The sequence below is a fragment of the Miniimonas sp. S16 genome, from assembly GCF_057748195.1.
Window position 1 is genome coordinate 1,884,730 of the sequence record NZ_CM173242.1, and the last position, 13,097, is coordinate 1,897,826.

Annotated in this window: 7 protein-coding genes; 2 read left to right on the forward strand and 5 right to left on the reverse strand. The window is 70.8% G+C overall.

All coding sequences use genetic code 11. From position 1 onward, the window contains the following. Positions 1-127 precede the first annotated feature (127 nt). The 5 genes from AC3AQ1_RS08195 to AC3AQ1_RS08215 are packed head-to-tail and all read right to left on the reverse strand — an operon-like array spanning position 128 to position 10,551. Positions 128-1,141, reverse strand: coding sequence for a hypothetical protein (locus tag AC3AQ1_RS08195; RefSeq protein ID WP_159096448.1), 1,014 nt, complete (start codon positions 1,139-1,141; stop codon positions 128-130). A gap of 16 nt (positions 1,142-1,157) precedes the next feature. Then, positions 1,158-4,562, reverse strand: coding sequence for a DUF499 family protein (locus AC3AQ1_RS08200; protein ID WP_108718589.1), 3,405 nt, complete (start codon positions 4,560-4,562; stop codon positions 1,158-1,160). A gap of 1 nt (position 4,563) precedes the next feature. Then, entirely contained in the window at positions 4,564-6,552 is a 1,989-nt protein-coding gene (locus tag AC3AQ1_RS08205; RefSeq protein ID WP_108718590.1) for a DUF262 domain-containing protein, read from the reverse strand. A 1-nt stretch (position 6,553) separates the two neighbouring features. After that, complete coding sequence (locus tag AC3AQ1_RS08210) at positions 6,554-7,732, reverse strand: Swt1 family HEPN domain-containing protein (RefSeq protein ID WP_108718591.1); 1,179 nt, start codon at positions 7,730-7,732, stop codon at positions 6,554-6,556. Then, the gene (locus AC3AQ1_RS08215; RefSeq protein WP_199916439.1) at positions 7,732-10,551 is read right to left on the reverse strand and encodes a DUF1156 domain-containing protein; all 2,820 of its coding nucleotides are present in this window, start codon (positions 10,549-10,551) and stop codon (positions 7,732-7,734) included. Before AC3AQ1_RS08215 ends, AC3AQ1_RS08210 begins: the two co-directional genes overlap by 1 nt. A 114-nt stretch (positions 10,552-10,665) precedes the next feature. On the opposite strand from AC3AQ1_RS08215, the gene AC3AQ1_RS08220 reads away from it, so the two are divergent. Next, the gene (locus AC3AQ1_RS08220; protein WP_159096449.1) at positions 10,666-11,061 is read left to right on the forward strand and encodes a helix-turn-helix domain-containing protein; all 396 of its coding nucleotides are present in this window, start codon (positions 10,666-10,668) and stop codon (positions 11,059-11,061) included. A 126-nt stretch (positions 11,062-11,187) separates the two neighbouring features. Beyond that, positions 11,188-13,023 carry an ATP-binding protein gene (locus AC3AQ1_RS08225; protein ID WP_159096450.1) on the forward strand — a complete coding sequence of 612 codons (1,836 nt, stop codon included), beginning with the start codon at positions 11,188-11,190 and terminating at the stop codon, positions 13,021-13,023. Positions 13,024-13,097: the final 74 nt, after the last annotated feature.

Below are 13,097 nucleotides of genomic sequence, written 5' to 3' on the forward strand. Positions count from 1 at the left end.
GCCCCGCGATGCTCCGCGGACGGGGCGCGGCTCGGAGCAGTTCCGATGTGCGCAGCCACAGGGCTGCGGCTCGGCGCTGCCCGAGCCGTCGTCCGGCAGAGTCGTGCGGGCACCACCCGAGACTCCCTCACGAGCAGTTGTCGCAGACTCCGGTGGCTGGTAGCTCGATGCGGCATGTCGGACAGATCCTCGATGGGGAAGCGGCCGTCCGACGGCGTGAGGTCGAGCGCGCATGTCGCAAAGCAGGTTCCGGTGCGGTGGCAAAGATCACGACTCGCCGTTCGGGGTCTGGGCGAGGAGTACGCGGCGTGGGCTCCGCCTCGCGCCAGCCGGGGCGCCCGACGCCCCGATCGAGCATGCGCATCGCCACTCCGAGCCGGTCTCGCTCGAGCCGAGCAACGAGCTCGTCGAACGTCGCGCCAGCCGGTCCGAAGCGATCCATCGCGCGGAGCTCCCACTGCTCGTATCGGAGCCCGTAGCGTGGTCGGCTCACGTCCTGTCCGATGCGCCCCTGGACCTGGTAGTAGTGGCTGGCAAGGTGCTCGGCCACGTCGAACCGATCGATCCGCATCACGAGCGCGACGCGCTCCACCGTCTCGCCGCTTTCCCACAGCTCACCCGCGCGTGACGTCTCTGCCGTGGACCACTGCCGTCGCCGTGATGCGAAGTCGTCCCGGAGCGCAGTCGTGCTGGGCTCGCGCGTACGCGTCACGATGTGCGGTTCGACCGCCGTTCGCCTGCTCGGCGGCGATGTCGGCCGAAGCGGCGCAGATGGCGTCGGATCGGTGGCCGTCGACAAGGCGGAGAGCTGTGGTGGAGGCGCTGCAGGAGCGGGTTTGACAGCGGGTGAGACCGCGGTGGTCGCAGGCGGCCGAGGTGCAGAATCCGGCACGGGAGGCGGCGCCGCGGCCCGCATCTCTGCCCGCACCTCGGCCCGCATCTCCGCCCGCAACTCGACACGACCAGTAGCCCGGCCGTCCCACCAGGCCCGGTGCAGCTCCTGGCGCCGATCGCGTCGGCTCCGAAGCTCCCACAACCCCCACAGAATGACCGTCGCGGTGACGCCGATCGCGATGCCGACCCAGGTCGCGGCCGCGTGCGCAGGGACGTTCCAGTTGATCGTGGACATCGCCTCGACCACGGCCGCCGCCTCCGACCTACTCCTCGAACCCGGACTGCTCGAACCTCAGCTGGTTCGCGTTCTCCCGCACGGTGCGCACCACCTGCTCGGAGAACCCGTCCGGCGCGGTGGCCGAGATCTCCAGGCGCACCGAGAGCTCGACGCCGTCCACGGCAGCCAGGTGCTGCAGCACCTCCGCCACCACGGTGGAGAAGTCCTTCGCGTAGCGCTGCGGGTCCAGCGCCTTGGAGCCGAAGAACCCGCGCGGCACCGCACGCGGAGCGACGCGCCGCTCGGGTGGCTGCGGGACGGCCGCTCCGAGACCGGTCGGCGGCTCGTCCGCGGCGCTCGTGCCTGCGGACGGCTCCCCGCGGGGATCGGGTGGGTCCGCCTGCGCCGCTGCTCTGGCGGCCTCGTCCGCCGCCCGCTGCGCCAGCGCACGGTCGGCGCGCACGAGCAGCGTCGAGTCGGTCACGCCGGCGGGCTCGGGAACGTCGCCGGGCAGCCACAGGCCGACGTACCGCTCGCCGTCGAACGAGTCCGCGAGCGCGAACCCCTCGACCTGCCAGACGAGCGAGTTCGCGACGGCGAGAATCGCCTCCTCCAGCACGCGTCGGCTCCGCAACCGGTCCAGGTACGGGTACGTCGTGTACAGCGACCAGAGCGTCCCGGCCGAGACGTGCCCCTGTGACCAGAGCGTCTGGAGCGGGCCCTCCAGCGCCATCCGGATCCGGGCCGGCGCGTAGACGTCGGCGAGCTGGTCGCCGCGGCGCAGCTTGTCCGCCACGCGCTCCGCGATCGATCCTGCGCCGTCGGACACCCGCGACGCCCCGACCGTGGCCGGCGAGCCGGGATCGGGCTGCTCGGGGACGAGCACGTGGACGTAGGCCCCGGTGAGTCGAGAGCCCACCGTCTCCGCCGCGGTGCGGGCGCGCGCCCGCGCCTGCTCCACCTGCTGCGGCCGCAGGTCCAGCGACGTCGCCGACGCGACGATGCCCTCCCATGCGAGCTGGTCGCGAACCGCCGCCTCGAGCTCCTCCATCCGCGCTCGATCGGGGGCCACGACCACCACCGTGTTGCGCCGCTGCCGCTGGGCCCGTCCCGCCGTCGCCATCAGCTCGGCGGTGAACTCGCGCGCCGTGGAGGCGTCCTTCGCGTGCGCGATCGTGGGGTGGGCGAGCACGAGGCGCACGTCCTCGCCGTCGGGCACGTCGCCGGTGTCCCGCACGCCCACGTGCACGGCCGCGAACAGGCCGGGCCGGCCGGCGACGTTCGCGCGGAGCCGCTCGACGATCGCTGCGTACACCGTCTCGGGCTCCTCACGCAGCCGGTCGGCGCGGTCGGCGGCCTGCTTGGTGACCGACGCCGTGGTGTCGTACCAGTAGCGGCCCGACTCGTCGTAGAGGTAGGTCGCGCGCTGTGCCAGCAGCTCAAGGGCGTCGCCGAAGTGGCCCACCGTGTCACCGGGCACGGCGGTCCCGAGCCACAGTCGCTGCTTGTCGACGCCGCGGTGCGAGGTGCCGAGCGTCGGCGCCGAGGCGAGGAACGCCGAGCGCGCGATCCGGCGGGTCAGGGCGCGCGAGCCGAACGCGGGCCTCTCGGCGTCGATCCGGACGGGCGTGGAGCCCTCGCCGTCCACATCGGAGTCCACGATCGGCTTCCAGTTGTCCGGAAGGTACTTCGTGAGTTCGCTGAACACCCGCGAGTCCGCGACGGGCACCGTGCCGGGCGCGATCAGCGGTGCGGCGTCGCCCGAGGCCCAGAGGCTGTGGATCACGACCGACATGAGGCGCAGCACGCCGCGGGTGCGCTGGAACTTCTCCAGGGTGGACCAGTCCTGGTAGAGCCGGTCGAACAGCTCGGGGTGGATCGGGTACGCCGAGCGGATCCGCTCCTCGTACTCCCCCTTCGTGGTCTCGCGCGGGAAGGAGCCGGTGTGCTCCTGGTAGAACATCGCGTACTGCCGAGCGACGGCGGCGACGTCGGCGCGGGCTACGCCGTCGGGCTCCGTGAACAACCGCCGGCGCACGATCTCGAACGACTCCGCCGAGGACGCGGGCCGCCAGTCGTCGGCGGTGCGGCCCACCACGTGCTGCAGCCGCTCGAGAGCGACGCGGCCGTTCGGACCGCCCACCTCCAGCGCCGAGCCCACACCGCCCGCATCCAGCGTGTCCGACGCCGGGATGGAGACCACCAGCATGACGCCCGGGATGGCGCGTACGAGCTCGGTGAGGTGCTGCGCGAACGTGAACTGCGCGTCGAACGTGCCGCCGGGGAGCGCCCGCTCGGCGTCCACGAGCAGGCGCGCGTAGGCCACCCACTCGTCGATGAGGATGAGCGCCGGTGCGTGGTCCCGGACGAGGTCGGCGAGGGCGTCGCCCGGTGGGACGCCGGCCTCGTCGGCGGCGCGGACCCGCTCGTAGGCGTCGCGGCCGCCGAGCTGCCACGCGAGCTCGCCCCACAGCGTCCGCACCTGGGTGCCGTCGGACTTCACGAGCGGCTGCGACGGCGAGAGGTGGGTCCCCACGAGGGTCACCCGGTTGACTGTCAGGTCCGCCGGCCACGACGGCGCCGCACCCTCGGGCGCCGCGCTCGCCAGCACCTCCTGCACCCCCTGCGGCAGCGCCTGCGGGGCGACGCCGGAGAACAGGTGGTACAGCGCGAGCATCGAGTGGGTCTTGCCGCCGCCGAACTGGGTCTGCAGGTTGACGACCGGGGAGGCGTTGGCGTCGCCGGAGATCCGCCGGGCGGCCCAGCCGAGCAGATCGCGTAGACCCGACGTGAGATAGGTGCGGGCGAAGAACTCCCGGGGGTCGGCGTACTCGGGTGCGTTCTGCTGTCCCGTGGCGACCTGGTGCAGGTCCGCGGCGAACTCGGCGGCGTTGAACTGGCCCGACGAGACGTCCTCGTGCGGGGTGACGATCTCGCGCCACGGCTTGATGCTCTGGCCCGAACGCACACCCGGCACGTTCACCACCGTCGCGGCCGTCTTCGCCCGGTGCCGGGTGGAGTCCTCGTAGACCTGGCGTTGGTGGTCCTGACGGAGCTTGCCGACGGCCGCGGCTTGCTCCGGAACGCCGACGGCGAGCAGCAGCCGCTCGATGGAGTCCAGTGCGCGGTAGGTGTCGTCGGACGTGAACTGCTTGTTGTGCGCGAAGTCGTTGCGGACCTGGCGCACCTCCGTGGCGAGAGCGCTCTGCGCGCGGTTGAGCGATTTCTCGAAGGCACGCCAGTCCTCGGTGAGCACCTTGAGGAGGAGCGCTGGATCGTCCGGGTTCACCTCGCCGCGGCCGCCGTTGGCCCGCTCGCGCGCGGCATAGAGGGAGACCCAGTCCCCGTTCGGAACCTTGGCGTTGAGGTGCGCGTCGACGAAGGGTCGCAGCCCTGGCACGAGCTGGTCGAAGAGCGCGATGCGGATCTTCTCGTGGTTGCTCAGTGCCATCTCAGTGCTCGCCCTCGGCGTCGAGCTCGGCATCGTCGACGTCGGGGTCCTCGACGTCGGGGTCCGGCACGTCTCCCTCTCGGGTCGCCGGCCCTTCCTCTTCGTAGGCGGAGGCGTCCTCCTCGCCGTGCAGCGCGCCGACCTCGTCGCGCACGACGTCGCGAACAACCTCGGTGTCCAGCACCGCCCCGACCACGTCGAGGAGCGCGTCACGACGAGCCTCGAAGAACGCCTCGAAGTCGGCCGCACGCATGGTCTCGGGCGTGATGAGGTGGCCCGTGAGCAGGGCGTCGACCTGCTCGGGCGACATGCCGGTGTTCCGCTCGAGCCGTGGCAGATAGACCGCGGGCGAGTCGCCCCTGACCTCGTGCCGGTTCGTCCCAGCGGCGAGTGGCGTCCTGTTGATGATCGACTCACGATTGTCGTAGCCGATGCCCTGCTTGTCGCACCACGACTTGGGAAAGATGTGGTGGATGTCGATGCCCTGCGCCAGATAGCTCGCGTGGTCGATGGCCTGGTCCAGCTTCCAGTCCCGCGCGCCGTGCTTGAGCAGGAGCGCGTAGATCCCCTTGAAGGCAGCGGACCGCGAGCTGCGCAGCGAGAGCAGCCGGGACTCGCGGAAGATCGCATCCTCCACGGTGCCCGGACGCGCCGCACGCTCACCCGTCACCGCGGCCCGCGCCCACGCCGGTACCTGCTCCACGTCGCGGGCGAAGCGCGTCTCGGTGGACGATCCGTAGAGCTCACCCATGACACCCGCCCAGTACCAGCGCCGGATCCGCTCCAGGACGGGGTACACATCGATGTCCGTGCCGAGCAGAGCGCGGAACACCGCGAGCGGCACGGTCTGGCTGCGGTAAGGGAGCCAGCCGGAGGTGTGCACGTGTTCACGCAGGAGGAAGCCGGCGGCCCACTCGAAGCCTTCTCGTGCCACGGGCGCCCAGCGCAGGTACTCGCGCAGGGTGAGATTGAGCATGTCGTCGCCACGCGCCGTCACCGCGCGGACCTTGGTGGACCCGGACTCGAGGTCCGCTCTCCGCCGCTCGAGGGTCGCGAGCAGGAGCACGGCCTGGATGAACTCGGTCTCCCGCATGCCCTGGAGCACGGCGTGGCGATGCAGCACCCCCCGGTGCGCGGCCCAGTCCTCCCCGAGCCGGAAGTCGTCGCCGTGCTCGGCGTAGTACCCCGCGTCGCCCGCGTAGATCGCGGTGAGCAGCTCGAAGTTGTTCAGGGGGAGGCCCCCGGAGTTCACCTTCTCGAAGACGGTGGCCACGGCCTCCTTCGTGGTGTGCTTGTCGAGGCGGATCGCCGGGATGACGTATCCCTTGATCGTTCCGCCGACGCGGTTGTTGAAGGCCTCGAACACCATGAGCCGTGCCGACTGGTCGGCGTCCGGAGCACCCACGTAGCGCAGCAACCAGCTGGTGTCCGTGCCGTCGAAGAGCGCCGTGAACGGCATGATCCCCGTGGCCGCCTGCAGCTGCGCCGTCGAGACGTCGAGCACCACGTCTCGAGCGAAGTTGTCCCGCACCACCCCGTCCTTTGGGAGTGACAGCACGGCGTCGTTCTGCTCGCTCGGATCCCCCAGGGCCTTCTCGACGTCGAGGTAGTACCGACGCGTCAGGAGCTTGCCGCGCGAGTCCTTGGTGGCCACGACCCCGCTGCCGGTCAGCGCCTGGTAAAGGGAGGTCATCCGCTGCTGGCCGTCGAGCAGCAGGTACTCCGGCTGCTCGAGCTGCCGATGCTCGAGCGCGGCGTCGTCCGCCACGCGCGCGAGCGGCTGCGGCTTGAACCGCACGCCGGCACCGTCACTGTGCGCGAGCTGCATGAGCGCTCCCATCGGGTGCCCGCGGAGCACGGTCACCAGGAGCTCGCGGATGCGATCGTCGTCCCACTTGTATCCGCGTTGGAAGTCAGGGAGCTGCACGCGCCCGTCCCGGACCTGCGCCAGCAGCTCCGCCAGCTTCAGCTGAGGCGTCTCGAATCCCATGTCAGACCTCCGTCGTGGTGGCGACGATCGCTCCATCGCGGCGATGGAGCGTTCCCTCCCGAAGCGCCGCGTCGATCACGCCCTGCAACCGGTCCCCGGTCGGACCCTTGACGCGCTGGCCGCCGAACTCCGCGTTGACCAGGTAGGCGAGCTGGCCGGGCGACACGCCGTCGGGCTGCTCCCAGCAGATCTCCACCATCGCGTTCCGAAGCTCCTCGTACGGGATGTCGGCGACCGGCCGGCGTCGTCCCGGTGGCGGGATTCGGTAGGACGTGTAGCCCTCCGGTCCCTCGCCCTCGGGCCACACCACTCGGTCCCGGTTGGCTGACACCCGAATGAGGTGCGCGGGCACGAACGGCTCGATCGAGCGCCGCCGCTTGTCGTGCGCCTGCTGGAGCCCGAAGCGGTAGACCACCACGGCGAGCAGCCGGTCCAGCAGGATCGGCGCCTCCGCGGCGATCACGTCGGCGATCTCGCCGCGCACGACCTCGACGGATGCCGGATCGTCGAGCTGGTTCAGGAGCCACGAGTGCTGGCGCGGCTCGGTAGCGGCCGGCACGTACTCGGTGGAGTCGTTGCCCACGCGAACGGCGGACTCCATCCCGGCGCCGGAGTCAACGTCGGCGCGCTCGGCGATCGACGCGTCGTCGGGCTCGGCGTCGCGCGTCCCGTCCGTGGCGGGATGCGCTTCCTCGGCGCGGGCGATCGTGGGCCGGCCGCCGTCGACGCCGTCCGCGAGCACCTGGAGCCGCTCGGCGGCGTCGGGCCGGGAGAGTGACAGCAACAGGTCGACCATGTACTCGATCCCCCGGCGAGCGGTGTGGCCGTCCATGGCGGTGGCGTGTGCCCAGGAGTTGGTGAGGTCGAGCACGAGGTGGGCGTAGGCCGCCTGGGTCCGGGTGAGGCGTGGGGTGAAGGCGCGGTAGTCGTCCCGCAGGATCCGCATCAGCCGACGCGGATCGCCAAGGTCGACCGGCACCTCGTGCCCGGTCTTCGCGGCGTCGCGCGCGCCGAGCGCGGCCTTCCAGTCCCTGCCGGGGAATGTGACCGTGAGCTGCTCGTCCACCCAGGGGGCGAGCTCCGCGGTGAGGTCGTGCAGGGCTCGGCCGTAGGCGGCGTGCGCGTACGCCGACGTCGCGGCCACTGCGGGCTCGGTGGCGTCAGCCGAGTGGCGGCCCATCACGCGCTCCCGTCCAGGTCGAACGTGCCCTGGGTTGCGCGCGCGGTGGTCCGCCGGGACGCCGAGGTGAGGTCGGACCAGCCCTGGCCGAGGCCGTTGAAAAGCAACGCGTCCGCCGGGCGATCCTTCTGGCTGATCTCGTAGAGGCGGTACGCGAGCAGCTGCACCGCGTCGAGATCCACGCGATTCCCGACGGCTGACAGCAGCCGCGCCGTCGTCTCTCCGCCCTGCGTGGCATAGGACTGCGCGAGGTGCAGTGTGGCTTCCCAGAGGGAGACGCGGTCGTCGTTCGCGGGGTTCCAGGCGGGGTCGAGGTCCTTCGCCTGGACGAGTGCGACCTTGCCTGCGGCACTGGTCAGCACCCCGCCGCGGGCCAGGCCCTCGACGCTGGTGTTCTTCGCGCGGGCCAACACGTCGGCCTCGCCGAACTGCTGCGCGGTCCAGCCGTACTGGCGGTACCAGTCGACGGCGAACCGCGTGTCCGCGTCCAGCTCGCCATCCTGCTCGGCCAGCACCTCGTCGAGCGACTGGTTGATGAGCGCGAGCGCAGTCTTTACCGTCATTGGGGAGCCGTCGGCCTCGATCACCTGCGAGTACGCGGAGAACACGGCCATGCCGGGGCCGATGGTGGCCTGCGCGAGGTCCACGGGTGCGATGGCGCCCTGCTGCATCTCGGTGAGCGCCTGCGGGAGCGTGGCCTTGAGCGCGGCGATGAAGCCGCGGCGGGTGGTGGCCTGTGCCGTGGCGTGGCGGGGGCGGAGGGCCAGGACGATGCTGGACGCGAGGGCGTTCGTGCCCACGCTGATCATCCGGCCTGTGCGCTCCGACCGGACGGGCCAGGTGGCCGTGATGGCCCAGCCGGACCGGATCATGCCCTCCAGCAGCGTAGCCCAGCCGGTGCTCGCGACGCCCTCGGACTCGAGCTCGGCCTGTTTGAACGCGTAGTACACGGTGATCGGGTAGTCGTCCCGTGCCGACTCGCGGGCGCGGGCGAACACGTGCTCGAACCCCTCCTCGAACCACTTCGACGCACCCTCCTTGCCGCCGTGCCGGTACGGGTTGGCGACGAGTTCCTCGGCCTTGGGGACGAGCATCGTGCTCAGAAGGCTCGGGTGAACGTCGCGCAGCGAGCGGCGGAGCCAGACGTAGAAGAAGTCCGACAGGTCCGAGTACCCGATGTTGTCGTAGTACGGAGGGTCTGTGCTCAGAAGCAGCGATCCGTATTGCCGGGTAGATGCGTCTGCTTGCTCGGTGTGGGCGGCGGCTGCATCCGGCCCGCGCTCGAGTACGGCAACGACGCCGGGAATCGTGTTCGAGAAGTCACCCGCTGTACCAGAGAGAGGGTTGGCTTCGGCGTAGTCCCAGACCATCGGGAGCGCCTGCCGAGCGAACGTCGATCGGGTCGCGCCGGTCCCATGCGACGACCTCCAGCTGACCAATGATGAGTGGTCGTCAGTGGTGTTCGAGGCGGCCATCCCGAGGTAGGTGGCGACGGCATCGGCGTACGCGGCGGCGCCGTCGCCGCCGACTTCGAGGCGGTTGCCCTCGGGGAGGCCCGCGGCGAGGGCGTCGCGCAACACCTGTTCGCGGGCCTCGGTCACGAGGTCGCTGAACGTGGTGAGCGCCACGAGCTGCCGGTCCGTGAACAGGTCGCCGAACTCGGTCAACCCGTAAGCCGGGGGAGAGAACCAGCGGGGATTGTCGGCAATGCGGCCATCCGGGACGCCGTTCGGAGGTGCTGTCGCGGCGGCCTCAACCTGGGCACCATCGGGGTCAAGGTAGACGCGCTGACGACGACCCTCAGCCACAGTAGCCATGAGTCGGGAGCCCATGCGCCCGGACTCAGCCTCGGCTCGGATGTGCGAGACGGGCACCGCCGTCGTGCATGCCACGCATGTCGCGCCCGTGCGCCCGGACATCGTGCCGTCGTCGTCCTTGGTGGGCGCCTGCGCGGGATCGTGACCGATCGAGAAGGCGACGCGGCGACCGGAGGGGGCTGCGCCGTCGGGAATCACCGACGGCACCACGTATGCCTCCTTGCCCTTCTTCTTGCCCAGCCACCACGAGCGCACCAGCGGCATCTCGATGCCGCACGCCGGGTTGGGGCAGGTGACGGTGCGGGCCCAGATCCACGCGATGACCGTGGCCTCGGAGCCGTCGGGCAGGGTGGCCTTCGGATAAAGGTGGCCGATGCGCTCGGCGGCGCGGTCCCGCATCCAGGCGCCGTAGCAGCGCACGTCCTCCGCCAGGCCGGTGGCACGCGGCCAATCACCCAGCTTCTCCTCCGCGGCACCGGGGAACACGGGCGGGCGGCCCGCGAACCGGGGCGGGATCTCGATGAGCGCCTTGTTGATGAGCACGGCCACGGGGTTGAGGTCGGAGGCGTGCGCCTCCAGGCCGAGGCGCTGGGCTTCGAGCGGGATCGTGCCACCGCCCGCGAACGGGTCGAGGATGGCGGGGGGCACGCCGTCGGGAGCGGACGCCACGATCTCGGCGTGCGCCTCGCGCAGGAGGCGCTCGTCGTTCACGTTCTCCCAGACCACAAGGCGGCGGATGAGGCCGTGCAGGCGCTCGCGCTCGCGGCGCTGGTCGGCCTCGGTGGGGAAGCGGTCGGGGTGGGAGGACGGGTCGTCCACGAGCTGCGCGAACAGCACGGCGCGGGCGGCGGCCAGAGGGCGGCGGGCCCACCACAGGTGGAGCGTGGAGGGGTGGCCGTGCCGGATCGACTTCTCCCGCGCGGACTCGCGGTTGATCTCCTCCAGCGGGAGGGAGACCTCGATGAGTTTGCGGACCGGCGGGGCGGGGTGGGGCGCGGTCACGGCGGTCCTCCAACTCGGGCGACCTGCGCCCGGGCACGGCTACGTCGCAATCCATTGGGAGACTACCCAATCTATTGGTAGGTGGAGACAGAACCCGCCCCCAACGCTCGAGTCGTGGTCAACAAGAGGCGCGATCCTGGCGAGGACGTGCTCCTGGAAGGCTTCGCCGAGCACCTCGGCAGACGGTTGGAGGCCATCCGGCTCGATCGCGGGCTCAGCCGCGCCGCCCTCAGCAGGGCGTCTGGGGTGAGCGACGGTGTCATCGAGAAGATCGAGAGCCGCGATTCGACCTCGGACTCTGCTTACAGTCCGCAGGTGCGGCAGCTCGTCAAGCTCGCGGGCGCACTCGGTGTGCCGCTCTCCCTGCTGATCCCCTACTCGGACCAGCCGCCGCCGCCTGACCCAGGCGCCTCGGTCGACCTCGCATGGCCGCTGGACCAGGCGTTCTACACGGCGGTGCGCGCTCATCCCATGCCCGGGACGACAGAACTGGCCCGCCGTCGGACGTAGTGCCACGTCGACGACGAAGCGACGCCAGGCATGCCGCCGGCCCCCAGTCGGACCAGCGGCGACACGTCGCATCGGCCACATCGACATGATCTACACTCACACGCGCCCGAGTTGTACATTATGTGCATGTCGAGTGTTGATCTGGACGTTGCTGCACTCGTCGACATCCTGCGTGCCGAGGGCAGCGACGTCGCGGACATCGAAGCGAAGCGCGCCTCGAAGGGGTACCCCACCGATCTGGCACCGACGCTCTCGGCGTTCGGGAATCTTCCCGGTGGTGGCGTGATCGTGCTCGGGCTCAGTGAGGCGGACGATTTCGCTGCGACCGGCGTCTACGACGTCGCCGACGCCAAGCGTCGCCTCGCCGCCCAGGCGCGAGACGCCGTCGAGCCCTCGCTCCAGGCGACGTTCGAGGACGCTTTGGTGGACGAACGAACGATCGTCGTCGCCCGTCTCGCTGAGTTGCCCTCCTCCCGGAAACCTTGCTTCATCCGCGGGACGCACCGCGCGTACCTGCGCTCGTACGACGGCGACTATCCGCTGTCGGAGCAGGAGGTTCAAGCATTCATCGCGGAGCGCGCCACCCCACGGTACGACCGAGAAGACGCGATCGGAACCTCGGTCGCCGACCTCGATCCTGTCCTCACGACCGCGTACCTGGTGAACGTCCGATCGCGATCCTCACGCCTCGCGGCCATGTCCGACGACGAGGTCCTCCGGCACACCAGGGTCGTCAGTCGAACCGGGGCGCTCACGCTCGGCGGGCTCTACGCCCTCGGCTCCTACCCGCAAGAGTTCGTGCCCACGCTCTCGATCTCGGCCCGGATGGCGCCGCTCGCCAGCGACCCACCGGGAACTCGAAGCTCTGATCTCGCGCATTTCGATGGCCCACTTCCCGAGCTGCTCGACCAGGCGGTCTCGTGGGTGCGGCGCAACACCGCCACTCGCGTGCGCTTCGGTCCCGACGGTCACGGCAGGGACGAACCCGCGTTCCCCTCAGAGGCTCTCCGCGAGCTGATCGCCAACGCACTCGTCCATCGCGACATCGGACCCCACGCGCTCGGAGGCCGCGTCCAGCTGGTGCTCGAGACGAACCGGCTCGTCATCACGAACCCCGGCGGTCTCGTTGGCCTCAGCGTGGAGCAGCTCGGGAAGCGCGACGGCGGCTACGCGCGCAATCAGAGCCTCTACGACATGCTCAAGGACGTCCGGACCGCAGATGGGCGACGGGTGATCGAGGGCGTCGGAACCGGCATCGCGGCTGCCCGAGAGGCCCTGAGGCTTGCAGGAATGAGCCCGCCCCACTTCTTCGACGCCGGGATCAGGTTCACGGCAGTCGTCCCGCAGCACGCGCTGCTCGACCCGTCCGACCTGACGTGGTTGGCGAGTCTTCCCGGGACCGCCGGTCTCACCGACGCGCAGCGCCACGCCCTCGTCGGGATGCGGCACGGGGCCGTCTGGACGAACCGCGAGTTCCGCGAAACGTTTCCCATGGACTCCACCCAGGCACGAGCCCAGCTCATGGAGCTCACCGACCGCGGCCTGGTCGTGGCCCGCGGCGAGCGCGGAGCACGCACCTACCGCCTCGATCCGGAGGCGGCTGTGCCGCTGACCATGCGCACGCCGCCGCTGCTCGTCGACGTCCCGACCGACTCGACCCTCGCGGACTCTCCCGCTCATGCGAGCTCCCCGGATACCCGCCCGGCACCACCCCCTGCCGACCCGAACACCACGGGCACATCCCCCGGCCTCGTACCGACCACGCGTCACGCACGCGCCATCATGAGCGCAATCGGAGGCGACGGAGCGAGCCGAGCCGAGATCGCGTCCCGAACCGGACTCACGGACCGCCAGGTGTCGCACGCGCTGCGCCGCCTGGAGCAGGCCGGGCAGGTCCGCGTGCTGGGAGGTCGGGGAGTGCGGGACACGCGCTACGAGCTCGAGGTCCGAGGGCACGACTGAAGCGCCTGCGGATGTCGGACCGATGCGCTGTGATGGGGGGAACGCAGAGTTCGACGCGCGAGGGGGCATTCCGT